Genomic DNA, 24,074 nt, shown 5'->3' with positions numbered 1-24,074 from the left:
CGTTTCTTTTGACGCTTATCAAAAGAAATGAACTCGGCCGCGACAGCGGACGAAACGCTGTTGCTCTTCACAAGCAATGACAACAGCAAAAGCCAAATGGATCCCAGCTTTCGCTGGGACGACGATCAAGCGAACAACTGGATGACCAGCCATCCGGCTGTTAAACACCCGGCTTTCGCCGGAATGACGAGCAAAGGCAACCCCAGAGGATCAACGAAGCCGCACCAACCGATCCAACAACGCCACCCAAAACGCCTCCGACAACTCCGCCCTCACCGGCACACTGAAGTACCGATCACTCGCCAGCCCAACACACTTCACCGCATCCTTCTCCGTCACCAGCACCGGCAAATCACTGCCAAACCGCAAATCATCGGCCACATATCGATGGTGATCCGCAAACGCATGCGGCACCACCGCGATCCCGAACCCGCGCAGCATCGCGAAAAACCGCTCCGGATCCCCGATCCCGGCAACGGCATGCACCCGCTGCCCGGCAAAACTGGCTAGCGCACTCGGCCGCCCGCCCAGCAACGGATAAGCCTGGTCGGCGACCAGCCGCATCGGCCATTCGCCGAATCCCGCTTCCATCCCGTCATCGCCGCCAAGATTGAGAACGTGGAAATCGCAACTGCGCGCACGCTCCACCGGCTCACGCAACGGCCCGGCGGGCAGCAACTGGCCATTGCCATAGCGCCGCCGCCCGTCGATCACCTCGATCTCGATATCGCGCTGCAACCGATAGTGCTGCAGCCCGTCATCGCAAACCACGATGTCGCATCCAGCGGCGATCAAGGCACGCGCCGCCGCCGCACGATCGCGATCCGCCCGCACCTTCGCATGCGTGCGTCGCGCGATCAGCACCGGCTCATCGCCGCCAAGCGCCGAATCGGTATCGCGCTCGACCCAGCGCGCCGTACCGGCATCGGCACGGCCATAGCCACGCGTGGCCACGCCCGGATTCCATCCGGCGGCCTGCAGGCGTTCCACCACGGCGATCGTCAGCGGTGTCTTGCCGCTGCCACCGGCGATGAGATTGCCGACCACCAGCACCGGCTTGTCGACGCGCACGCGCCGTAACAATCCGACGCGGAACAAGCGCATCCGCATCGCGATCGTCGCGCCGTAAACCCGGGACAACATCCGCGCATGCCATGGCACCGCACCACCGAACCAGTACGCCGGCGCCTTTCCCGCGCCTGCGCTCATGTCGCGTCCGGTTCGCGGAACTGCATGCGATGCAGATGCGAATACAACCCGCCCTGCGCCAGCAATTCGGCATGCGTGCCCCGCTCCACCAGCTTGCCGTGATCGAGCACGAGCACTTGATCGGCATGCTCGATGGTCGACAAGCGGTGCGCGATCACCAGCGTGGTGCGGTCGGGCATCAGACGATTGAGCGCATCCTGCACCAGACGCTCGGACTCGGTGTCGAGCGCGGCGGTGGCTTCGTCGAGGATCAGGATCGGCGCGTCCTTCAGCATCGCGCGCGCGATCGCCACGCGCTGGCGCTGGCCGCCTGACAGGCGCGAGCCGTTGCTGCCGATCGGCGTCTGCAGCCCTTCCGGCAAGCGCTCGATGAATTCCGCGGCATTGGCGCCGCGCACGGCGCTATCCAGCGCATCCTGCTGCGCAGACGCCATCTCGCCGTAGGCAACGTTGGCGGCGACGGTATCGTCGAACAGCATGACCTGCTGTCCGACCAATGCGATCTGTTTGCGCAAATCGACGAGCTTGTATTCTTCCAGTCGAACGTCATCGAGCAGGATCTCGCCGGACTCCTGTTCGTAGAAGCGCGGAATCAGCTTGATCAGCGTCGATTTTCCGCTGCCGGAACGGCCGACGATCGCGGTGACGGTGCCGGGTTTCGCGATAAAACTCACGCCCGACAACGCCGGATGCGTCTGTCCCGGATAACGCGCGCTCACATTGCGGAATTCGATCAGGCCTTGCGCACGCGTGATCGCGCGCGTGCCCGAGTCGCGCTCGTTGTCGGCATCCAGCACGCTGAACAACCGCTCCGCCGAAGCAATGCCTCGCTGCAGCATGTTCTGCACGTTGGTGAGCTGCTTCAGTGACGGCAGGATCGCCACCATCGACGTCATCAGCGTGACGAAACCGCCGGCGGTGAGACGCCCGGCAAAAGCCTCATGGCCCGCCACCATCAACAGCATCGCCAACCCCACCGCGCCCATGAACTGCACCAGCGCCGACGACACGCCACGCGTCGCCTCGACCTTCATCGCCAGGCGCATGTTCTTGTCGGCCAGCGCCGCGTAGCGGTTGTGCTCGACTTCCTGGGCACCGTAGATCTTCACTTCCTGATGACCGTGCAGGGACTGGTCAGCCGACTGCATCAGCTGCGCCCCGCTTTCCTGGATGCGGTAGCTCACGCGGCGATAGCGCTTGGACACCCGGCTCATCACGAAGGACAGCGGCGGCGCCAGCACCAGGATCGCGATCGTCACCTGCCAGCTCGTCAACAGCATCACCGTCAGCGCGGCAATGATCTGGAAACTCTGCTGCAGCATTACCTTGGCCGCGTCGATCGTGGCCTGCGCGACCTGATCGCTGTCCGAGCCCAGGCGCACCTGCATCGAGGATACCGATTCGCTGTCGAAGCGCAGGCCCGGCATGCGCAGGTATTTGCCCAGCACCATCACGCGCAGATCGCGGGCGATGCCGCGGCCGGAACGCGCCATGTAGTAGTCGGCGGCGAAACCGGCGATGCCGCGCACCATGAACAATCCGACGATCGCCAGCGGCAACCACACACCGATGCGCTCGTTCTTGATCACGAAGGTCTGATCGACCACCGGCTTCATCAGATAGGTGAAGGCGCCACCGGCCGCGGCTTCGATCAGCATGCCGACCAGCGCCAGCACCAGCAGCCAGCGGTATTTGCCTGCGTAACCGCGTAACCGCTTGTAGATGGGCCAGGTGGCGGCGAGTTTCGAGTCGCCGCTCATCGCGCCTGCCCGGAGCCGCCAGAACCACCCCGCTGCTCCGGCGCGGTGGCATTGGCGATGCGGCGGAAGCCAAGTTGCCCGAGCGCGTCGTAGGCGGTGATCACGGCCTGCCACGGCGTGCGCGCGTCGGCGCGGATCAGCACGGTGCGTTCGCGGTCACTGCCCGCAACCTCGGCGATGGTGCGCTTGAGCGATTCCACGTCGGTGCGCAGCGCCTCGCGATCGTCGACGAAGTAACGGCCGTCGGCATTGATCAGCAGGTTGAGCGTTTTGGCCTGTGCGTCGCTGCGCTCGCCATCGGCGCGCGGCAGTTCCAGTTTCAACACCGAGCGCATGTCGAAGGTGGTGGTGATCACGAAGAAGATGATCAGCACCAGGATCACATCGATCAGCGGCACGAGGTTGATGTCGGGATTGTCCTCGGCGCGGCGGTCGCGGATGCGCATGCGGTCAGACCTGCTCCGCCAATGGACCCGCGGCGGGTGCGTTCACGGACGGCGACGCGGCACGGCGCGTATTGCGCGGATCGATCGCGTCCATCAGCTGGATCGCCTCGTGCTCCATGTCGACCAGATAGGCGTCGACCCGGGCACGGAAAAAACGATGGAACATCAGCGCCGGCACCGCCACCACCATGCCGGCCGCGGTGCACACCAGCGCCTTGCCGATGCCGCCGGCGAGCTGGCTGACGTCGCCGACACCGTGGTCCATGATGCCGAGGAACATCTGGATCATGCCCACCACCGTGCCGAACAGACCGAGCAGCGGTCCCGCCGCGGCAATGGTGCCCAGGGCGTTCAGATAGCGCTCCATGCGATGGGCCTGATGGCGACCCACGTCCTCCACGCGCTCACGGATTTCCTCGCGCGTGCGGTTGCGCACGTCCAGCGCCGCCGCCAGCAGGGCGCCGAGCGGGGAGTTCACGCGCAGGGAGTCGATGTGCTCGGGATCGAGCCGGCCACGCGCCGCCCAGGCGCGCACTTCGCTGCCCAGTCCCGGCGGCAGCACAGCCTTGCGCCGCAGCGCCCAGAACCGTTCGACCACGATCGCCACCGCCAGCGCCGACAACAGCAGCAGGGGCAGCATGGGCCAGCCGCCCGCCTTCACCAGTTCCAGCACTTTCTACCTCCGACCCATCGCTGCGTTCATTTGGGAGATAAGCATACGGAGGAAAGCCCGGACTGGCGAATGGGCAAGCTTCACTTCAGGGTCTCTTGTCACGTTCCGGTAAAATATGGGGCCTTCCCCATAAGGCAATGGGCTCGAACTCCATGACCGATGGAAGAATGCCGCAGACCCACGACGAAACCGCAACCGCCACCGGCCTCGGGCCTCGCAGGACGGATACCGCCCTCGTCGCAGCGTCCAGCCCCGTCGCGACACCGACCATCGACCATCACACCCGCGCCCACACCCTGGGCCTGCCCCGCACCTGGCTTGGCCGACTGGCCCTCAAGGCGCAGGAACGCCTGGAGGCGGCGGTGGCCGCCGTGTCGGTGCTGCCGGATTCGGCGATCTACGAGGCCCGGGATTTCCCGTGGACGGCGCAGCTCGAGGACGGCTGGGAAAAAGTCCGCGCCGAACTCGACCAGGTGATGGTTTATCGCGACCAGATGCCGAGCTTCCACGAGATCCTCAAGGAAGTGGAGACGATCAGTTCCGACGACACCTGGAAGACCTTCTTCCTCGTCAGCGCCGGCATGGACTGCCAGGGCAACGCGCAGCGCTGCCCGGAAACGATGAAGCTGCTGTCTTGCGTGCCGGGCCTGACCACGGCGTTCTTCAGCATTCTCACGCCGGGCAAGCACATCCCCGCCCATCGCGGCGCCTACAACGGCTTGCTGCGCTGCCATCTCGGCCTGCTGGTGCCCGAGCCGCGCGAACGCTGCCGCATCCGCATCGGCAACGAGTTCCGCAGCTGGAGCGAAGGCCGCTGCCTGATCTTCGACGACAGTTTCAACCACGAGGTCTGGAACGATACCGACGGTTGGCGCGTGGTGTTGTTCATCGATTTCGCGCGTCCGCTACGGCAACCCTGGAATTGGTTCAATCGCCGCCTGCTGAATCTCGCGCCGCTGGCACCGTTTCTGCGCGAAGCGGGACAGAAGCAGAAGAAGTGGGAAAAGAAGATGTATTCGAAGCGCGACAAGTAGTCAGAAGCGCGCGTCGATACGCCAGAAATTACTCCGGCTCGTCCCAGGCTTCCCGGGAAACCCGCAATTGCCGCCACGCCGCGTCCCACAATCGCGGCCGCGTCCGGCGCTGCGTTTCGAGCGTGGTGCCCTCCTCGCCCATTCGGACATGCAAGGCACCGCCATCGAGTGTAGCGGTCACCGTGGCGCCGGCCTCGCGCCAGCGTCGCACGGCCGATGGGTGCGGATGCCGGTAGCGATTGCCGTATCCCGCCGACACCAGGGCAAAACGTGCTCCCGTCGCGGCGACGAAGGCGGGGTCGGAAGATTCGCGACTGCCGTGGTGCGCCACCACGACGGTATCCACCCGCAAAGATGCCGCGTCGCGTCGCACCAGATCACGCTCCACCACTTCGCCGATATCGCCGACCAGCAGCGCGGCTCCGTGCCGGGTTTCGACGCGCAGCACGCAACTGGACTCGTTGCCCAGGTATGGAAAGTGCGGCGGCGGATGCAGGAAGCGGAAGCGCACGCCCTCCCATTCCCACGCGGTACCGACATGACAGGGGCGTGTTCCAGCGATGCCGACACCCTCCGGCGCATAGGCGACGGGCATCGGCATCGCGCGGCGCACCGCCGGAAAACCGCCGGCGTGATCGTTGTCACCATGACTGACGACCGCGGCATCGAGGCGCTGCACGCCCAGCGCGTGCAGGGCCGGCAGCACCACGCGCTCGCCGGTGTCGAAGCCGGCCATGCGCTTCTTTTCGCAAACACCTGCGCATCCCCGCGCCGGCCTGCCGGAAAACGGCCCCATGTCGTAGAGCAGACTGTGACTGGCCGTTCGCACCAGCACGGACAATCCCTGCCCCACATCCAGGATCACCAGCTCGGCTTCGCCCGTCTCCGGCAGCCCGCGATCCGGCCACAGCAACGGTAGCCACAGCATTGCCGCTAAGGCCTTGCCGGGTGCGCCGCGCGGCAGCAGGCACCAGAACGCACCCAGCAACGCCAACGGCAAGGCGAACCAGCGCGGCTCCGGCAACCACCACAACGCGAAGCGGCTCTCGGCCAATGTCGTGAACAGCGGCCAGGTGAGATCGAAACTCCACGCCGCCGCGCGCCATGCGCCGCCGCCCCAGCCGACATGGATGGCTTCCAGCGCGGTGCCCAGCAACGACAGGGGCACGACCACAAGACTCCACCACGGAATCGCGACGAGATTGGCGAACGGTCCGGCCAGTGATGCCTGTCCGAACAGCACGACCGTCAGCGGCAGCAAGCCCAAGGTCGCCACGCCTTGCGCGGAGAGGAAATCGCCCACAATGCGTTTGCTTCCACTGGCGGCACCGCTCTGCGGAAGGCACCAGGCAAGCCATGCCACGCCCGCGAAACTGAGCCAAAATCCCGCGGTCAACACCGCCATCGGATCGAACAGCAGCATCGCCAGCGCGGCCAGTGCCAGGGCATCCACCACCCGCACCGGCCGGCGCAACAAACGCGCCGACACCACCACCGCGATCATCAACACCGTGCGCAACGTCGGCAACGCCAGCCCCGAGGCCATCGCATAGCCCGCCGCCCCGAACAAGGCGGCGCCCGCCATCGCCTGCGGACGCGGCATCCGCAGGACCAATCGTGGAAATACGCGCCAAATGATCGCCGCCAGCCATGCGAACAGCACCGCGATCATGCCGACATGAAATCCCGAGATCGCGATCAGGTGCGTGGTGCCGACCGCGCGCAGGACGTCCCAGTCCTCATCGCTCAATGCCCGCGTATCACCGAGCGCCAATGCCTGCACGAAGCGCGACGAGGACGACGGCACCGTTGCGGCGATGCGTGCCGACATGCATTCGCGCCAGGCGTCGACACCGGTGGCCGGCGCCAGTTGACGTGCGAGATGTGGATCGCGCACGTAACCCGTCGCCGCGATGCCGCGTGCGAGCGCCGTCTTCTCGCTGTCGAGCGGGCCGGGATTGCGCAACCCGCGCGGCGCGCGCAGGCGCAGCGCGAACCGCCAGCGGCTGCCGGAGGCGACCTGCTTCCATCGCGAGACGCTTTCTTCCGTGTCGTACCACGACACCTGCAGCAATCGCCCGCGCAAGCTCGCCGACCGCGGCGACGCGGTGTCTTCGACGCGCAGATGGAACCGCATGCGTCCGTCTTCGTGATCCGGCAACTCGACGATGCGCCCACTGACCACGACGTCCTGCCGTTCGAGCTCCGGTGCAAGCTGCTGCGCCAGCGCATGCGCCGCATGCAATCCGAAGAGTGAAAAACCGGTCAGGAACGCGCCGAGCACCCTCGATCGATCGGGCCGGAACCACAGCATCGGCCCGATCAGCAACAGCGGGATCAGCCATGGCCATGGCGGCAGTCCCGGCAGGCAAGCACACGCCACGATGCCGGCCAGCAGTGAAACCGCCGTCGCGATTCCAAACGGCGCGACATGCCCTTCCAGCAGGGCTGCCGCGAAGCGAATCCCGCCCGATTTCACCCTGCGGCCAACTCGGCATGCGTGGGACGTCGAGACCGATGGCTGGACATGATTCCGGACATGCTTTTCATTTGCCGAAGAACGCAGCCCGCAGGATCGCCTGCGCCGCAAGTCAGGGAAATCGGGTGAAACCCCGAACCGATGTAGGATTTTTCTTGACGGCCCGGTGCCAGAATCGGATCCCGATGACCGCAACCCTCGACAATTACGCCTTCGATCCGGCCACGCTCGTCAGCGTATTCGTCGATCGCGAGAACTACTACTCGGTCCTGCGCGACCAGCAGGCCGGCGTCGCCGTGCTCGAAGTCGTGATCCCGTGGATCGCCTACTACAGCGTCTACTTCTGGCTGTCGGCGGACGAGTTGCATCTGCTGGAAAGCGACAAGCCGGCCTTCGACCAGCTGGCGCATGGCTTCGCGATGGACAAGGGCGAGCGCCTGTACGGGCACCGCCTGCTGCTCCACCAGGGACCCGGCGGTGGACGCTATCGGCCGTCGACGCCCGAGCGGGCATATGCCGTCGACGGCAAGTGATGCCATGACCTTGCCGCCGTCGAGGAATACGATTCCACTTCCGTGAAATGATCCTGCCCAGGTTCGGGCGCATCCCATGATTCCGCGACCGCTGGTTCCGATCCTCACCGCCTTGTTCTTGCTGGTTCCCACCGCTGCGTCTTCGGCACGCGATGCCAATGCCGATAGCGCCTGGCGCGACATGGCCGCGCTGGCCGGCACCTGGCGACTTGCCGAACCCAAGACGCCCGCCCAGGAGGCCTTCCGCATCAGCTACCGATGGATTTCCCGAAACACCGCCCTGGTCGAGTCGTTCGGCGATCCGTCGAAGCAGATCACCGAAACCATCTATCACCGCGACGGAACACGCCTGCTCGCTACGCATTACTGCGCACAGGGCAATCAGCCGCGCCTACGCCTGCAGACACCGGCATCCGACCATGTCCTGAAGTTCGAATTCCTTGACGTCACCAACTTGAAGCGACCCGAGGACTCGCATCTGATCCGCATGACGTTCGACCTTTCGGATCCTCAGCGTCTCATCCGGCAAGAGGCCTATGCCGAGAATGGCAAGGAATCCGAAAGCACGCTGACGCTCGTCCGGGCGGACTAGGCGCGCCCGCGAAGTGCGGGAACAACATCGCCCGCCGCTCGTGGGAACACGCGGTCACCCACTAGACTATGCGCATGACCGAATTCATCCCGCCCGGCACGCGCTACATCGACCTGCCTTCCCCCTTCCCGATGAAACGCGGCGGCACGCTCGCCGGCGCCCGCATCGCCTACGAAACCTGGGGCACGCCGAACGCCGCGCGCGACAACGCGATCCTGATCCTCACCGGCCTCTCGCCCGACGCGCACGCGGCCACGCACGAAGCCAATCCGGCGCCGGGCTGGTGGGAGGCGATGCTGGGGCCGGGCAAACCGATCGACACGACGCGCTGGCACGTGATCTGCGTGAATTCCCTGGGCAGTTGCAAGGGTTCGACCGGGCCGGCCGCGATCGATCCGGAGACGGGCGCGCCATTCAAGCTGAGCTTCCCCGAACTTTCGATCGAGGACATCGCCGACGCCGCCGCGCACGTGGTGCGCGCGCTCGGCTTCGAACGGCTGGCCTGCGTGATCGGCAATTCGATGGGTGGCATGACCGCGCTCGCCTTCCTCGCCCGCCATCCCGGCGTGGCGCGCAGCCACATCAACATTTCCGGCGCCGCGCATGCGCTGCCGTTCTCGATCGCGATCCGCTCGCTGCAGCGCGAGGCGATCCGACTCGATCCGAAGTGGAACGAAGGCAACTACGACGAGGCGAGCTATCCGGAAAGCGGCATGCGCATGGCGCGCAAGCTCGGCGTGATCACCTATCGCTCGGCGCTGGAATGGGACGGGCGCTTCGGACGCGTGCGGCTGGAATCCGATCGCCGCGACGACGAGGACCCGTTCGGCCTGGAGTTCGAGGTGGAAAGCTATCTCGAAGGCCACGCGCGCCGCTTCGTGCGCAATTTCGATCCCAACTGCTATCTCTACCTGAGCCGGTCGATGGACTGGTTCGACCTGGGCGAATCCTGCGGCGGCACCGCCGATCAGGGGTTGGCGAAGCTGCGGGTCGAGAAGGCGCTCGCCATTGGCGTGCACACCGACATCCTGTTCCCGCTGCAGCAGCAACAGCAGATCGCCGACGGGCTGCGCGCCGGCGGCGTCGACGCCACCTTCCTGCCGCTGGAATCGCCGCAGGGACACGATGCCTTCCTGGTCGACATCGGGCGCTTCGGGCCGGCGGTCGGGGACTTCCTCAAGGCGCTTTAGGCACTCGGACGGCCCAGAGTTTCACCTGCAACCAATCGCATCCAGGCGTACACTACCGTCCCATGGCTTCCGTCGCTCCCCTGCCCGATCTCGACTTCCCCGGCCACGACAAGCTCATCGCCGCCATCGATCATTCGGTGTCGCTGGGCGACGAACACGCCGTCACGGCCAGCCTGCGCAACACGCTGTGCGCGCTGATCCGCGACCCGGACGTGCATCTTCCGGACTGCGTCCACACCGCCATCGACGACCACTACGCCCGCCGCGAGATCTATCGCAGCGCCAAGCACGGTTACAGCGTCGTGGCGATGACCTGGGGGCCGGGCCAGGGCACGCCGATCCATGACCATTCCGGCCTCTGGTGCGTGGAAGGCGTCTGGGACGGCGAACTGGAAATCACCCAGTACGAACTGCTCGAACGCGACGGCGATCGTTTCCGCTTCCGCGCCGCGGGTGGCATGCACGCGGGCCCCGGCAGCGCCGGCAGCCTGATTCCGCCGCACGAGTACCACACCATCGCCAATGCCAGCGACGACGCGGTCGCGGTGTCGCTGCACATCTATCAGGCGCCGATGGAGTGCTGCTCCAAGTTCTTCCCGCAGTCCGGCGAGTGGTTCCTGCGCACCGACAGCGCACTGAGAACCGATCAGGCGGCCTGATCGCGGCCAGCGATTCCTTGACGTTTGGCTAGTAAACGGTCCGATACCGGCTATCGGACGGCCGTGGCCGCAGTGACGTCCTTCCCACCCGTTTCTGTAACGGAGGCCTATACTCAGGTCGGGATGCTGCATAGCAGCATATCGAATCACATCCCGCACACGAGTCGCCATCTGGCCCGCCCATGTCGAAATCCACGACCATCGTTCGCAAAGGGACTGACACGCCGTTCCGACCGCGCCCGGATGTGGAACTGTGCAAACGCGGCGAACGACGCTGCGAACGTTTCCTCGACGCGGCCACCGATGTCTTCATCGAGAAGGGTTACCGGCAGACACGACTGAGCGACATCGTCGCCCGCGCCGGCGGTTCGATGGCCACGCTGTACCGCGTGTTCGGCGACAAGGAAGGCCTCGCGCACGCCATCATGGAACGCCACATGGCGGTGGTGGCGGAGCAATTGCAGGCGCTCAACCTGTCCGGATTGCCGCCGGAAATCGCACTGCGCCAGACCGGCGAGAGCATCATCAACAGCATCCTCACGCGCGAATCGGTGCTGATCCATCGCATCGTCATCGGCGAGGGCCGCGACTTCCCCGGTCTGCGCGACTGGTTCTTCGAGAACGCGGTGGCGCCGGCGCAGGCGATGCTGACCGACTATCTCCAGCATGAAATCGAAGCCGGCCGGCTGTCGCTGCACTCCCCGCAATTGGCGTCGGCGCAATTCTTCATGATGATCTTCGGCGAACTGATCATCCGCGTGGCCAGCGGCAATCTGACCGTGCCCGACCTGGCCAAGGCTCAAGAGGAAGCGCGGGCCGCCATGGACCTGTTCCTGCACGGCGCGCTGCCCCGATAGGACAGTCTGTTTTTCTTCCAGCCAGGCGCGAACCGTCCCGGAAGACTTGACGGTGGCTGAATTCAGCCGCAGTCTAAGCGTAATAACGATTACGCCCTGCGGCGAGCCAGCGTTCCGGCCAGCCAGGCGCACGGGAAGGGGTCGATGCGGATTTTCTTGGCTATTGGAATGGCAGCCGCGTGCGTGTTCGCCACCGCGGCATGGTTCGCGCCCGTCGCCGCGCAGGAAGGCGTCGAGGCCCGCGCGAATCCCCACAACCTCCCGCCGACCAATTTCAGCAGCGAGGATGCACAAGCCGGACACGGTTTCGATCCCACGCCCGGCTTCGATCATCCTTCCATCCCAGACAATCCCGGCGCGCCGGATGCCAAGCCGGTCGGACAGCAGGTCTGCACCGCCTGCCACGGCAAGGAAAGCCAGAACTTCGCGCACACCATCCACGCGCTGGGCATGAACGCCGCTTTCGCGGCCGATCCCAAGACCGCGACCTGCGAAGCCTGCCACGGCGCCGGATCGGCGCATGCGCAGAACCCGGCCCAGCCCGGCAGCATCATCGCCTTCACCAAGCAGGGCGCCACACCGATCAAGACGCAGACAGCGAGCTGCCTCGGCTGCCATGCCGGCGGCCCGCGCGATCACTGGCTCGGCTCGATCCATCAGCGCAACGACCTCTCCTGCAGCGATTGCCACAACCCGATGGCGCAGCTGTCCGCGGAAGGCCTGCAGGCCAAGCAGTCGATCAACGAAACCTGCGCCACCTGCCATCGCGACATCCGCCAGCAGTTCAACCGCCGCTCGCACATGCCGCTGCCGGAAGGCCAGATGGCGTGCGTGGATTGCCACAACCCGCACGGCACCATCAACACCGCGCTGCTGAAGACCGACACGGTCAACGAGACCTGCTACCAGTGCCACGCCGAGAAGCGCGGGCCATTCCTCTTCGAGCACGCGCCCGCGCGCGAGAACTGCCTCAACTGCCACACCCCGCACGGCTCCAACCAGCACGCGCTGCTGGTGGCGCCGGTGCCGATGCTGTGCCAGCAGTGCCATTCGCATACGCGGCATCCCAACGACCTGTTCGGCGAACAGCAGCTCGCCAACGGCATCGCACCGGACGAACGCCTGATGGGACGCGGCTGCCTGACCTGCCATGCGCAGATTCACGGCTCCAACAACCCCGCCGGTCCACGACTGCACAAGTGACGGAGGCTGAACCATGCGCGAGTACAGCTTCCCGTTCTTGTCTCGGAGTGTCGGCGCTTTTTGCTTTGGCTCGTCATCCCGGCGCAAGCCGGGATCCAGCACTGAAAAATCCCGCCAAAGTCTGAAAAGCTGGATCCCGGCTTGCGCCGGGATGACGGCAGCTTCCCGTTTTTCTCCGCTGCTGTTCCTGCTGTTCGTGCCAAGCGCCCTCGCACAGGACAGCGGTATCGGCACCGATCTGCAGTTCGGCAACGCGCTCGACCCAAGCGGCGTCGGCGCTTATCGCTGCGACGAGGATGGCGCCAGCTGGCTTACCGGCGAGCACAAGCGCACGCCGACCGGATTTCTCTACGCCTGCCCGCCCGCCTACTCCGATGACAAAAGTGATGAGACCGGCGTCTATCGCGGCCTGCTCACCTTCGGCTACCTCGGCGTGCATGGCGACGAGAACAACATGTTGTGGCGCCGCTATTCGAACTGGGACGACGGCCTCTACCTCGGCGCCAACCTGCATCTGGAAAAACCCTCCGACGGCAGCTATTTCGACCTGCGCGCCAGCCGTATCAACGACGACAACCAGTACGCGCGCGTCGTGTTCGGGCGTGCCGGCAAGTTCCGCGTGCAGGCGTTCGCGCGCAGCCAGGCCAATGTCACCAGCGGCAATGCGCGCTCGATCTGGAACGGCGTTGGCAGCAACCATCTCACGCTGAAGGATGGCCTCACGGCGGGCGCCAGCACGTCCGCGCAGGTGGCCGCCGTTTCCGCGGCGCAGCCGGAGCGCATCCTCAAGGTGGTGCGCGACAAACAAGGCGTCGGCATCAACTACTTCATCAACAAGCGCTGGACCGCCTTCGCCAATGCCAGCCACGAATCGCGCAAGGGCGCGCGGCCGTTCGGCGGCCCGTTCTTCTTCAACTATCCCTTCGCCGACAACGGCGGTGCCTACGAGATCCCGCGCCCCATCGACGACAGCACCGTGAACTTCAACGGCGGCGCGCGCTTCGTCGGCAATCTCTGGCGCATGGAGTTCACCTACTCGGGCTCGTTCTTCCGCCATGGCAATCGCAGCTACGACTACGAAGTGCCGTTAGCACTCACGCCGGTGGTGCCGGGACTGACGTCACCGACGCTGACGCAAGGCTCGTTCTCCTACGAACCGGACAACGACTACCACCATCTGCGCGTCGGCCTCAGCCGCAAGATCGCCTGGAATGGCGAGTTCTCGTTGACGGCGTCCGGCGGCACCATGCGCCAGAACGACAAGCTGGTCGCGCCGATGAACTGCCAAGGACAGTTCGGTATCAACGGCATCCCGGGCGCCCTGCTCGACTGCGCCGACTGGAACACGCCCGCCGCGCTCTCGCGCCGTCGCGCCGATCTGCGCATCAACTCGCAGCTGGTCGACGCGCGTGTGGTGCTGCAGCCCACCGACCATCTCACCTGGCGGGCCAGCGCCAAATACCAGCGCAACGATTATTCGGGCACCTACTGGGCCTACAACCCGCTCACCGGGCAATGGGGCTACCCGAGCGAGAACGGTTCGCAAGGCAGCGTCGTCCCGGGCGAATCCGGCGTGTGGGATCCGGTCACCAACCCCGGCGGCTTCACCACCATCCGCAACATGCCGCTGGACAACGAACTCAACGAGGTTTCCTTCGGCGGTGACTGGCGTTTCGACAACAAGAACACGATCGGTGCCACCTACACCTTCGATCGCACCGAACGCACGCATCGTGAAGTCGCCACCACGCGCGACCATGCGCTCAAGCTCACCTGGAACAACCGCGCGCTCGACTGGCTGACCTTCCGCGCCAACTACACCTACCTGCGCCGCACCGGCAGCGAGTACGACTACGATCCCTACGAATTCACCTTCTCCAGCCAGCTCCCCGGCTTCACCGGCGAGGAAACCGCGCACACCGTCGCGCAGCTGCGCAAGTACGACGTCGCCGGCCGCGTGCAGAACAAGCTCGACCTGATGGCCACCGTCACGCTGCCGCGCGAGATGACGCTCTACGCCTCGCTGCGCGGCGACTGGAACGACTACGACGCCCTCCTCGGCCGCCAGCGTTACAACACGCTCGGCGGCAGCCTGCAATGGGAATGGCAGCCGACGCCGGCCACCGTCGCCAGTGCCTGGTACGGCTACGATCGCTCCACACTCGATTTCGCCAACGTCAACGATGCCGCGCTGACATCCGATCCGAATCTTGGCGGCGCCACTTATCCCGATGCCAACCGCTGGTGGACGCGCGACAAGCAGCGCAATCACTATGCCGGCGCCAACTTCAGCCAGCGCATCGGCCGCGTCGTGCTCGATGCCGACTGGAACTGGACCTATTCGCGCGGCATCACCAGTTATCGCTACAACTCGGCCGGCGCGCTGGTCTCGCCCGTCGTGGAGCCGCTGCTCACCGGCGAATTCCCGGCCATGATCTATCGCGTCAACACCTTCACGCTCGGCCTCACCTTCCCGATCCACCGCAGCCTCAACGTGCGCCTGTTCGACACCTACCAGCGTGGGAGTGTCTTCGACTGGCATTACTACGGCTTCGAGGATGGCCAGGTGATCGACCATCGCGTCTACACCGACGGCGGCCCCGAGAGCTACAGCGTCAACATGGTCGGCGTCCTGCTGGAGATGCAGCTGTGAAGCGCACATCGCTCTCGTTGATCGTCACCGCCGCCTGTCTCACCAGCGCGCTTGCGATCGCGCAGTCGCAGGAAACGCCATCGCCCTCGACGGAAGCCACGCCGGCTCCCGCCGCGCAAGACGTGCCCGCGGCCGCCACGCCCGCGAAGCCTTCCCCGTCTTACAGCGATCTGCGCCGCGTGCATCCGATCACCGGCGATGCCAGCGCCGGCCAGGCCAAATCCGAACTCTGCGCCGCCTGCCATGGCGCGCAGGGCATCGCCATCGCGTCGAACTTCCCCAACCTCGCCGGCCAGCGCGCGGACTTCCTTTACTGGCAATTGGTCGAGTTCAAGCGCGGCACGCTCACCGAATCACCGATGACGCCGCTCGTCGCCGATCTCAGCGACGCGGACATGCGCAACCTCGCCGCCTACTACGCCGGCCTCAAGCCACCCGCGCCCGCCGCGGACACCGTCGCCGCGCCCGTCGATGCGGCGCAGGCGCAACGCGGCGAACAGCTCTATCTGTCCGGCGATCCCGCCAAGGGCATTCCGCCGTGCCAGGGCTGCCACGGCGTCGACGCGCGCGGCCATGCCGACGCCCTGCGCCCGGATCGCGATGGCCACACGCCTTACGCCACCTACCCCGCGTTGCGCGGCCAGCAATCGGTCTATCTGCAGACCAAGCTCGCCGAATACCGCGACAGCAAGTTGCACGATGCCACCACCGATTTCGTCATGCGCGGCATCGGCGAGCGGCTCGATGACGACAGCATCCAGGCGCTCTCGGCCTGGCTGTCGTCGCTGCCACCCGACGGCTGAAGCCACTACCCGCAACACTTGCGCGGCCGATCAGCCAGGTTCGTTTTTGGACACTCGCAACGGCCACGCCCAGCATGGCTTGCTATCCTCCGCCGCACTCCGGCGCGCCAGGCGGCTCCCATGCTCACCGACCTCATCCTCGCAAGCCTGCATCACCTGCTGCTGTTCGGATTCATCGCCATGCTGGTGACCGAATCCGTCCTGCTCCGCGGCAAGCTCGACGGCGCCGCTCTCAAGCGCCTGGCCGGTGTCGACGCCGGCTACGGCATGACCGCCACCCTGCTGCTCGTCGTCGGCATCCTGCGCCTGCTCTACGGCGCCAAGGGCTGGAACTACTACCTGCACAACCCCTGGTTCCACGCCAAGATCACGATCTTCATCCTCGCCGCGATCCTCTCCACGTGGCCGACCCTCCGCTTCCTGCGCTGGCGCAAGGCCTTGAAAGCCGATCCCGCCTTCCTGCCCCCGGCCGGAGAAGCGGCGACGCTCGCCCGCATCGTCCGCTTCGAACTGCTGATGGTGGCCGTGATCTTCATCTGCGCCGCCGCCATGGCCCGCTACGGCATGTTCTGAGCCGGCACGACCTCTTCCGACTCACCCCCGAGCACCGGACCGCCGCCCTCGGCTATACTTGCCGGCCGCGCCGAAGTGGCGGAATCGGTAGACGCAGCGGACTCAAAACCCGCTACAACGACAAAATATCCTATTAATTCAATAGGATAGATAAATCTAGTCGTTACTTACAAGCTACTTACGCCAGCCGAAGAGGTCAGCTAGCATTGACCTCATGCCCCGAGACACTAGCCAGACTCCGTTCGACCTAAAGCGTGTGCCGAACTGCGAGACGCTTACTGTCTATCGCATTCCGCGGTCGCGCTTCTGGCAGTACCGCTTCCGGATCCCCCGCGCAAGTCGCTACAAGCGGGGCTCGACCCAAGAAGAAGGCGTCCGCGAAGCCATGACGCGGGCGAAGGAAATCTGGATTGATCACTACGCCACGCGCGAGAAGATGATCCCGCGCGAGAAGCGGATAGAGCACCACATCAAGCAACTGCAAATCGAGCAGGAAAAGAAGGTCGTGCGTGGCATTCGTAACGCCCGCTTCGCCACGGTTGATCGCTATCGGTTCGCTGCCTTGCAGGAGTTCTTCAAAGATGACGCCATCGACGCGATCGATGGGCAGCGTATCCGGGACTTCCAGGACCACCTCTACGAACAGAACCCGGACATTTCCAAGGCAACAGTCCGCCACTATTTCGTGGCGCTACGGAAGGTGCTGAAGCAAGCAGCCCTATCTGGTTCGATACAGGCACTACCCCAGTTCCCGGACGTTGGCGGCACCTCGGGCATCAACCCGCGCACGGGCTTTTCCGTCGACGAATACAAGACGCTACGTGACCACCTGAAGAAAAGGGCAACGGCGGACGAGCGGTATGCCGAGGTCTACGACCTCGTCCTCTTCCTCGCCAATAGCCTGCTTCGCCCTTCCGAGGTCAAGCACCTGACGCACAACAACGTCCGAGAGGGCAAAGACAAGGCGGGAAACACGCTGTTCGTCCGTCCGCCTAACCCCAAAGTGAAGGCGTACGACTATGAGACTTTCACCATGCCCGGCGCGCTTGAAGCCTACAAGCGCATGCGGAAGCGGTATCCGGGTAAGGACAGCTACTTGTTCTTCGCCGAAAGCGAGAACCGTGATTACGCACTGCGGGTGGTGGGAGATCTGTTCGGCGAAGCACTAAACGATCTGGGGATGAAGCAGACGCGCGATGGGAAGCGAACCCTGTACTCCCTACGGCACAGTGGCATCAGCTGGCGCCTGGAACGCGGCGAAGGTCAGGTGTTCGACATCGCCAAGTGGGCACGAACCAGCGTGGCGATGATTGAGAAGTTCTACGCCAGTGCATACAAGCTAGGCGCCGTCGCCCCCCAACTCCGCTCCCAGAGCCGGAAGCGTGCAAAAGCATGACCAGTCGCGGTAACATAACCTCATGCCGGAGTGGCGGAATGGTAGACGCAGCGGATTCAAAATCCGCCGCCGTTAAAAGCGTGGGGGTTCGAGTCCCCCCTCCGGTACCAGTGACATTGTTTTTGATCAGTGACTTCGCGTACATGAGTGCGTCGTCACAGCGACGGCAGCAGCCGTCTCATCTCCTGATATCCCAACTATCTACTGTTGCGCCTCCGGAATCCTCCGGCAGGTGCGGTTGGCGATCGGAAATTTCTCCTAGCGCCACAACACCTCCGCATTCAATCGGCGGGAAGAAGCGATCATTGGGCTCTGAAGATGCTTCACGTTAATCACCTGCGACAGAATGCATCTGAGCACGACATTGATGCCTTCATCAAAAGAGCATCAGGTCGGTATTACACGGGCGAACTCGTCGGAAGGCGATTGGCGGCAGTCGTCGCTAGAGCGCTAGCGGCGAACAGTGAAACTAACTGCCTGAAAATCATTGACCCATTTGGCGGTGATGGTCGCTTGGTCGAGTGGCTTATATCTGCTTGGCGTGAACAAGGTCATTCATCCGTCAGATGGGACATAACCATCGTTGACCTGGATGACGTCGGATTCGAGATATGTAGGGAGCGAATCGATAGGCTGATCGCGTCTGGCGTAAAGACCGAGGTAACGCTACTTGCATGCGACGCGTTCGTTGCTGCGAAGCGCCTTGGACCTTCCTTCGACGCGGTTATCACCAACCCTCCGTGGGAACTATTAAAGCCAGACCGGAGAGAGATTGCTCGCTTGCCTACAGCCAACCAGCAAGACTATGTCGAGAAGATGCGCCACTACGACGACTGGCTGTGCGAGCAATACCCACTATCTCAGCCGAAGCGAAAATTCGCGGGATGGGGGACGAATTTGTCTCGCGTTGGACTCGAAGCAAGTCTATTGCTGACGCGCCCCAAAGGGTTAGTAGGCGCCGTGCTTCCCGCAAGCATCCTTGCCGACGAGCAATCGCTCGTTCTCCGCAAGCACCTTATGACAGAGCACGCGCTGCTTGATGTCGCATATTTTCCTGCTGAGCAGAAGCACTACGAATCAGCTGACGTCGAGTCAGTGACAATTGTTGCCCAGGTTAACAGCGAGCCTAGAAGCGAAGTTCCCTTCTACACCCCAAGACAGGAAGCATCGAATAGTACTTCGGCGATGTTTCGTCTAGACAAAGATTCGATGAAATCAGTCGACTATGTGCTCCCCGTCGTTCTCGGAACCGACACCAGCGAGATACTCGACCGAATTACCAGCCGCCTTCCGCGATGGCGCGACCTCGAGGACGCCGGGACGTTCTGGGCAGGACGTGAAGTAGACGAAACAGGCAGCGCGGCATGGCTCCGCGATTCGCACGGTGAAGGTCCACTCTTCATCAAGGGACGCATGATCGACAGGTTCTCTATTTCTGAAGAACCTTCGAAAAAGGTAGGCAAGATCGATTGGTCTTCGCCGGCATCTAGCCTAGTCCCTAGAATTGTCTGGCGCGACGTTTCCCGACCAAATCAGAAACGGCGAATGATTGCTACGCTCATTCCGGCGGGATGGGTTGCTGGCAACTCGCTTGGCGTTGCATGTTTTAAAGACGGCGACGGAAGCGCACTTCGTGCGCTGCTAGGCGTTATGAGCTCTACTTCGTTTGAATTTCAGTTGCGCGGATATCTAGCGACGGGTCACATTTCGCTTGGATCTCTCAGAAAGGTAGCGCTTCCGAGCGAAGTAGACCTGAAAAGCGACACAACCCTCTCTCTCCTCGTTCAGCGACGAATGCACGGGGATACGTCCGCAGAAGTTGAAGCAGATGCGCATGTCGCGCGCAATACCTATGGACTGAATCGGGACGAGTATGCAGTTGTTCTTAGTCAATTCCCAAAGCTGACCGAAGACGAGCGAGATGCCCTCCTCGGCGCATACGACCGCCAAACTGCTAGTCAACAACCAACACCGATGAGCATTGAAACCAAGGCATCCATGAAGGACCGCAGCTCGCCGGTCGAAAACCTAATCGCTGAAGATTCAACAGCTTTGGGGCAGAGGATCGCGAACCACCGATCGGCGCGCCTTAGCGATGTCGATATGCAGATGGTCCGCGCAATTTCCGAAGGCGGCAATTGGAAGGACATCCCAACGAGCATTCCCTCCAAGCGTCTTGAGCAGATTCGTGAGAGTTATCTCAGGGGAGAAGGTAGTCGCTCGACCTACTATGGGAGACTGAGACGGGACCGTCCCGCCTATACGATTAACACCTACTTCAATCGCCCCGGCAATGGCTGTCACGTTCACTACGAGCAGGACAGAGTGCTGTCGCAGCGCGAGGCGGCTCGCCTGCAGAGCTTTCCGGACAGCTTCGAGTTCTTCGGCGCACAAGGCGCGATCTGTACGCAGATTGGAAACGCCGTCCCACCACTACTCGCATATCAAGTTGCGCGCACGCTTGGGGAACCTGGCGCCTTTATTGATCTGTTCTGTGGTGCAGGTGGAATGGGGCTTGGGTTCAAATGGGCTGGCTGGCATCCAATTGTCGCCAACGACATCGAGCGCGCGTTCCTAGAAACATATGCCAAGAATGTCCATGACAACACAGTTGTCGGCAGTCTCACAGATGAAGTGGTGTTCAGGAAGCTAGTCGCAGAGGTCAAGAGCGCTCGAATCAAAGGGAAGCCGCTCTGGGTTCTTGGGGGTCCGCCCTGCCAAGGCTTCTCCACGGCTGGCAAAGCACGGTCAATGGATGACCCACGGAACCACCTCTTCTTGGACTACGTGAGATTCCTAGAGGAGATCCGACCCGATGGGTTTGTGTTCGAGAACGTGACGGGCTTGCTAAACATGCAGGGCGGAGAAATCTTTGCTGCAGTTCGCAATGCTTTTAGCGTTGCAATGCCTCACATTAGCGACGCGGTTCTCTCAGCAGAAGAGTTCGCCATTCCCCAAAGGCGAAAGCGCGTCATCCTCGTTGGAACAAGAGCAGAGACGAACTGGCAGCCGCCTGACAAACGAACAAGCGCAACAGCAACAAATCAGAGCAAGGATCTGTTTGGTCTAGCACCCTGGATCTCCGTAGAAGAAGCGATATCCGACCTCCCTGCCCTTGTGTCAGGCGAGAACGGAGAATCGCTTCCTTATCGCACGCAGGCGCGCACAACCTACCAAGGTCTGATGCGCGGGCTTCTGACGCCCGCCGAGTACCTCGAGGACATCGAGAGAGGAAAACGCGTGCTTTGAACCTGATACGCAATCCTTAATCGAACGCGAACTCCGCGCGAACGTAGCGATCGTCATTCCATAAAGGAACGAGGCTGCGGGCAACAACTTCCATAGCAGCTTGAAGGTGGCGCATCGCTTCTACAAACGCCGGAACATCTGTGAGCATGGGAATCCCAGACGAGATGGATCTGAGCTCTTCTTCTTGCACCCCTTCGCTCCCACCTTGCAACGTACTCAACAGCCTTTCGTCCATCTCGAGAACCCCTTGCGGCGCAGTTCTCAGCGCAGCAAGCGCACGTTCCAACTCCAGATTGAAAGCCGGATCCTCTACCGCCCTGAGATGTCGATTTGACCTGGCTGCATAGGCGCGCAACGCCTCAAATCCGATACGAACACGCCGCGCTTTCTGTTCTGCCGCATACCTAGTACTCCTAGGCACACATGAAACAGAATCGAACGTAGTGATGAAGTCCGTAATGACTGGATTGACAAACTCCACCTTGTTGTCCGCGAATTGCAGATTCAGGAGCGTTGCCAAGAATGTAGCGTGTCCTGACTCAAAGATTCCGGCGAGCGCCATCATCGCGGCACGCTGATTGTCACGCATGATCTTAGATAGGCGAAGCGCCGTTTCATCGTCCAAGACATTAGCCTTAAGCGCATTCCAGATGGGCTCTGCATACCACGACGCAACTCGGCTTCCATCCGCTTCTCGACGAACGAGAAAGCCAACATCCCACAGAGTCATTCGGTTGTTCTTCGCGGAGTTCGCTGCTTTGCTCAACAGTCTGAACTCCGGTCGATGCAAGAATCCGAGCGACAACGGACCAATGTGATCTGCAGTAGCGCCATTCCCGCCGTCCGCACACGCGTGGTCCGAGAATCGGGCGCGCACCAACCCCATCATCCGATCCGCTGCAATCCAGTCACCTTCTGACCAGTACTCAAAAACTCTGCGGTCAGTTGTGTAGCTTCGCAAGTTGCCAGCATGGCGACCGCTGTCGGCGTGCCCTCGACAGCATCGATTGAACGAATGAAAACCATCAAAGCGGTCAGGCGCATTGGACATCGCACCTGGACTTAGCAGGCTTGGCTCGGCTGGTATGTACGTGTCTTCGATCCAGACCTGCCAGGCATCTAGGTCCCTACCCAGATCTGGCGGCTGGATATCACCAGTACGGAGAAGCTCTGGCAGTCGATCCAATGCCTCTATGCCGAGTTGATCTACTAGACGATCTACGTATGCCCCAACTTCCTCAAGTTGGTCAGGAATCATTTCGACGCCAAAAATGGACGTGGCGCGCCTGATCAAGTGAGCACTTGGGTAGGAATAAGCGATACGAAGCGACCGTCCACATCGCTTACAAGGTTTCAGCCCGGTGGGATGAATTTGTTTTGCGACGCGACTAATCCATTCGCCGCGCAACTCGACCCCAACCTCCGTCGCCTTTGCCCGCCACCATTCCCTTCTGCGATGGTGTGAATTCTGGTATGCGCCGCCACTTCTATTAGACGGCGCCTCCCACTGTATCTTTCCGTCGGGTTTGACAGCATCTGGCATGCCATCGAAGTTGGGGTGAAGCACGATCGACTTCATGTACTCCACAAACGCCGGATTCCAACTTTGCCCTCTCGAACCGTAGGAGTCTGGATTGTCATCAATTTCTTCGGGAGTAATGGGCATGGGCGGCTCGTAAGTCGGCTATTGCCGATCTTATCGGAGCACCCATTTCCGTGCACTACCCGACGCTCTGCGTCCACGGACAGGACCCTTCGATCCCTAATTCAAACCAAGAAGACTGCGGATTTCCAGTTGGCTAAATGAGATCAACGACGCGACGTTGCGCATCCGTGCTCTTAGCAATGTAGAGCTGCGTGGTCGATAGCGCGCGATGTCCAGCCAAGTCCTGCACATCGCGGAGCGAGCCGCCCGCTTCTGAGATTCGACGAGCAGCCATTGTGACGAAGTGGCGGCGACCGCTATGGCTACTTGCGCCAGCAATGCCAAGATCAGCGTAGACCTCGCGGAACCAGTTCACGATGGACTGAGATTTCATGTGCCCACCTCGCTCGCTTCTTAGGATGTAATCCTCACGGCTCGGCGCGGGCGACAGCTGCGCGAGGTAAGCGGTTAGCGCCTCGCGGACATCTACCTTCAGCGGAATTACCCGCCCGCTTAGCTTCTTCGCGGCTTCGTTTTCTAGGCGCAACGCTTCACCCACCTGCCCCTCGGCGTTCAGCACCATTCGCCACTTGGCATGGGCAATCTCGCTAGCACGTAGACCAGCGAAGAAGCTCAGGCAGGCGATCACTCGATTGCGCTCCCGGTGACGTCCCTCGACGGACACCCAGCGAAGGAAGCGTTGAACGTCTTTAGGGCTGACGTCACGGGCGTGGCGGCGAACGGAACCAACCATAGCAAACTCAGTATAAAAGTAGAATTTAGCTTAGTTTGATACTGCGTTGTACTGAAGTAAAGCGCCTCCACCCAACAGAAAGCTAGTTGAATCAATAACTTGCGTTAACTCGGTATAGAACCCTGATTTCATACTGAGTCCGCGGTGCCACCCCAGGGCACAACCGGCACCCCAAAAGCCAATGTCAAGCCCGCTCCCGGGCAGGTCCCCAAAACCCAATGTCAAGGGGGGCTAGGTGCCCGTGGAACATTGCCGTGGAACACTGTATTTCGACCGCTCGTCGGCTGACCGGCGGCGTAGTACGGCTGGCGCCTAAGTAGTTATAGACCCCGCGTTCCTGCTCCCGGCTGCCCGGCTGCCCGGCTG

19 protein-coding genes and 1 tRNA gene are annotated in these 24,074 nt (G+C 62.7%); 13 read left to right on the top strand and 7 right to left on the bottom strand.

Features of this window, described 5'->3' with window-relative positions; genetic code table 11:
• Positions 1-210: 210 nt before the first annotated feature.
• The 4 genes from lpxK to AC1RNP_RS17310 are packed head-to-tail and all read right to left on the bottom strand — an operon-like array spanning position 211 to position 4,088.
• Positions 211-1,209 carry a tetraacyldisaccharide 4'-kinase gene (gene lpxK / locus AC1RNP_RS17325; protein WP_493052531.1) on the bottom strand — a complete coding sequence of 333 codons (999 nt, stop codon included), beginning with the start codon at positions 1,207-1,209 and terminating at the stop codon, positions 211-213.
• Complete coding sequence (msbA, locus tag AC1RNP_RS17320) at positions 1,206-2,969, bottom strand: lipid A export permease/ATP-binding protein MsbA (RefSeq protein WP_493052530.1); 1,764 nt, start codon at positions 2,967-2,969, stop codon at positions 1,206-1,208. The genes lpxK and msbA overlap by 4 nt, the downstream gene beginning before the upstream one ends.
• On the bottom strand, positions 2,966-3,415 hold the full coding sequence (locus AC1RNP_RS17315; protein ID WP_226468152.1) for an ExbD/TolR family protein: 450 nt from the start codon (positions 3,413-3,415) through the stop codon (positions 2,966-2,968). Before AC1RNP_RS17315 ends, msbA begins: the two co-directional genes overlap by 4 nt.
• A 4-nt stretch (positions 3,416-3,419) precedes the next feature.
• On the bottom strand, positions 3,420-4,088 hold the full coding sequence (locus AC1RNP_RS17310) for a MotA/TolQ/ExbB proton channel family protein (RefSeq protein ID WP_493052529.1): 669 nt from the start codon (positions 4,086-4,088) through the stop codon (positions 3,420-3,422).
• A 167-nt stretch (positions 4,089-4,255) separates the two neighbouring features.
• Between AC1RNP_RS17310 and AC1RNP_RS17305 the strand changes: the two genes are divergently transcribed.
• On the top strand, positions 4,256-5,122 hold the full coding sequence (locus tag AC1RNP_RS17305; RefSeq protein ID WP_493052528.1) for an aspartyl/asparaginyl beta-hydroxylase domain-containing protein: 867 nt from the start codon (positions 4,256-4,258) through the stop codon (positions 5,120-5,122).
• 28 nt (positions 5,123-5,150) lie between these two features.
• Here the strand turns inward: AC1RNP_RS17305 and AC1RNP_RS17300 are convergent, their stop codons facing one another.
• The gene (locus AC1RNP_RS17300; RefSeq protein WP_493052557.1) at positions 5,151-7,505 is read right to left on the bottom strand and encodes a DNA internalization-related competence protein ComEC/Rec2; all 2,355 of its coding nucleotides are present in this window, start codon (positions 7,503-7,505) and stop codon (positions 5,151-5,153) included.
• A 281-nt stretch (positions 7,506-7,786) separates the two neighbouring features.
• Between AC1RNP_RS17300 and AC1RNP_RS17295 the strand changes: the two genes are divergently transcribed.
• The 12 genes from AC1RNP_RS17295 to AC1RNP_RS17240 all read left to right on the top strand — a co-directional run bounded on the left by AC1RNP_RS17295 (position 7,787) and on the right by AC1RNP_RS17240 (position 21,309).
• Positions 7,787-8,134 (top strand): hypothetical protein, encoded by a 348-nt coding sequence (locus tag AC1RNP_RS17295; protein WP_493052527.1) that lies wholly within the window; start codon positions 7,787-7,789, stop codon positions 8,132-8,134.
• A 76-nt stretch (positions 8,135-8,210) separates the two neighbouring features.
• Positions 8,211-8,726, top strand: a complete 516-nt coding sequence (locus tag AC1RNP_RS17290) for a hypothetical protein (RefSeq protein WP_493052526.1) — start codon at positions 8,211-8,213, stop codon at positions 8,724-8,726.
• A gap of 74 nt (positions 8,727-8,800) precedes the next feature.
• Complete coding sequence (metX, locus tag AC1RNP_RS17285) at positions 8,801-9,916, top strand: homoserine O-acetyltransferase MetX (RefSeq protein ID WP_493052525.1); 1,116 nt, start codon at positions 8,801-8,803, stop codon at positions 9,914-9,916.
• Positions 9,917-9,978: 62 nt separating this feature from the next.
• Entirely contained in the window at positions 9,979-10,575 is a 597-nt protein-coding gene (locus AC1RNP_RS17280; protein WP_493052524.1) for a cysteine dioxygenase family protein, read from the top strand.
• 182 nt (positions 10,576-10,757) lie between these two features.
• Complete coding sequence (locus tag AC1RNP_RS17275) at positions 10,758-11,432, top strand: TetR/AcrR family transcriptional regulator (protein ID WP_493052523.1); 675 nt, start codon at positions 10,758-10,760, stop codon at positions 11,430-11,432.
• 168 nt (positions 11,433-11,600) lie between these two features.
• Positions 11,601-12,635, top strand: a complete 1,035-nt coding sequence (locus AC1RNP_RS17270) for a DmsE family decaheme c-type cytochrome (protein ID WP_493052522.1) — start codon at positions 11,601-11,603, stop codon at positions 12,633-12,635.
• A gap of 151 nt (positions 12,636-12,786) precedes the next feature.
• A complete protein-coding gene (locus AC1RNP_RS17265; protein ID WP_493052521.1) occupies positions 12,787-15,288 on the top strand; it encodes an MtrB/PioB family outer membrane beta-barrel protein in 2,502 nt (833 codons plus the stop codon).
• On the top strand, positions 15,285-16,091 hold the full coding sequence (locus tag AC1RNP_RS17260; RefSeq protein ID WP_493052520.1) for a c-type cytochrome: 807 nt from the start codon (positions 15,285-15,287) through the stop codon (positions 16,089-16,091). The genes AC1RNP_RS17265 and AC1RNP_RS17260 overlap by 4 nt, the downstream gene beginning before the upstream one ends.
• A gap of 120 nt (positions 16,092-16,211) precedes the next feature.
• The gene (locus AC1RNP_RS17255) at positions 16,212-16,664 is read left to right on the top strand and encodes a DUF2214 family protein (RefSeq protein WP_493052519.1); all 453 of its coding nucleotides are present in this window, start codon (positions 16,212-16,214) and stop codon (positions 16,662-16,664) included.
• A 214-nt stretch (positions 16,665-16,878) separates the two neighbouring features.
• Positions 16,879-18,060: a tyrosine-type recombinase/integrase gene (locus tag AC1RNP_RS17250; protein ID WP_493052518.1), complete on the top strand. Its 1,182-nt coding sequence runs from the start codon at positions 16,879-16,881 to the stop codon at positions 18,058-18,060.
• 24 nt (positions 18,061-18,084) lie between these two features.
• Positions 18,085-18,170, top strand: a tRNA-Leu gene (locus tag AC1RNP_RS17245).
• 208 nt (positions 18,171-18,378) lie between these two features.
• A complete protein-coding gene (locus tag AC1RNP_RS17240; RefSeq protein ID WP_493052517.1) occupies positions 18,379-21,309 on the top strand; it encodes an Alw26I/Eco31I/Esp3I family type II restriction adenine-specific DNA-methyltransferase in 2,931 nt (976 codons plus the stop codon).
• A gap of 16 nt (positions 21,310-21,325) precedes the next feature.
• Here the strand turns inward: AC1RNP_RS17240 and AC1RNP_RS17235 are convergent, their stop codons facing one another.
• Positions 21,326-22,975 carry an Alw26I/Eco31I/Esp3I family type II restriction endonuclease gene (locus tag AC1RNP_RS17235; protein WP_493052516.1) on the bottom strand — a complete coding sequence of 550 codons (1,650 nt, stop codon included), beginning with the start codon at positions 22,973-22,975 and terminating at the stop codon, positions 21,326-21,328.
• Positions 22,976-23,108: 133 nt separating this feature from the next.
• Positions 23,109-23,708 (bottom strand): tyrosine-type recombinase/integrase, encoded by a 600-nt coding sequence (locus tag AC1RNP_RS17230; RefSeq protein WP_493052515.1) that lies wholly within the window; start codon positions 23,706-23,708, stop codon positions 23,109-23,111.
• Between the last annotated feature and the right edge of the window lie 366 nt (positions 23,709-24,074).

It is taken from the genome of Luteimonas sp. GW821-FHT14E02 (genome assembly GCF_058803905.1).
The sequence above is the reverse complement of the archived record's forward strand: the minus strand, read 5'-3'. Positions and strand labels throughout refer to the sequence as shown.

Coding starts and splice junctions, on each gene's coding strand:
- msbA (WP_493052530.1), bottom strand. CDS start 2,969: ATGAGCGGCGACTCGAAACTCGCCGCCACCTGGCCCATCTACAAGCGG.
- lpxK (WP_493052531.1), bottom strand. CDS start 1,209: ATGAGCGCAGGCGCGGGAAAGGCGCCGGCGTACTGGTTCGGTGGTGCG.
- AC1RNP_RS17240 (WP_493052517.1), top strand. CDS start 18,379: ATGCTTCACGTTAATCACCTGCGACAGAATGCATCTGAGCACGACATT.
- AC1RNP_RS17315 (WP_226468152.1), bottom strand. CDS start 3,415: ATGCGCATCCGCGACCGCCGCGCCGAGGACAATCCCGACATCAACCTC.
- AC1RNP_RS17305 (WP_493052528.1), top strand. CDS start 4,256: ATGCCGCAGACCCACGACGAAACCGCAACCGCCACCGGCCTCGGGCCT.
- AC1RNP_RS17235 (WP_493052516.1), bottom strand. CDS start 22,975: ATGCCCATTACTCCCGAAGAAATTGATGACAATCCAGACTCCTACGGT.
- AC1RNP_RS17295 (WP_493052527.1), top strand. CDS start 7,787: ATGACCGCAACCCTCGACAATTACGCCTTCGATCCGGCCACGCTCGTC.
- AC1RNP_RS17250 (WP_493052518.1), top strand. CDS start 16,879: ATGCCCCGAGACACTAGCCAGACTCCGTTCGACCTAAAGCGTGTGCCG.
- AC1RNP_RS17230 (WP_493052515.1), bottom strand. CDS start 23,708: ATGGTTGGTTCCGTTCGCCGCCACGCCCGTGACGTCAGCCCTAAAGAC.
- AC1RNP_RS17290 (WP_493052526.1), top strand. CDS start 8,211: ATGATTCCGCGACCGCTGGTTCCGATCCTCACCGCCTTGTTCTTGCTG.
- AC1RNP_RS17255 (WP_493052519.1), top strand. CDS start 16,212: ATGCTCACCGACCTCATCCTCGCAAGCCTGCATCACCTGCTGCTGTTC.
- AC1RNP_RS17275 (WP_493052523.1), top strand. CDS start 10,758: ATGTCGAAATCCACGACCATCGTTCGCAAAGGGACTGACACGCCGTTC.
- AC1RNP_RS17270 (WP_493052522.1), top strand. CDS start 11,601: ATGGCAGCCGCGTGCGTGTTCGCCACCGCGGCATGGTTCGCGCCCGTC.
- metX (WP_493052525.1), top strand. CDS start 8,801: ATGACCGAATTCATCCCGCCCGGCACGCGCTACATCGACCTGCCTTCC.
- AC1RNP_RS17280 (WP_493052524.1), top strand. CDS start 9,979: ATGGCTTCCGTCGCTCCCCTGCCCGATCTCGACTTCCCCGGCCACGAC.
- AC1RNP_RS17265 (WP_493052521.1), top strand. CDS start 12,787: ATGACGGCAGCTTCCCGTTTTTCTCCGCTGCTGTTCCTGCTGTTCGTG.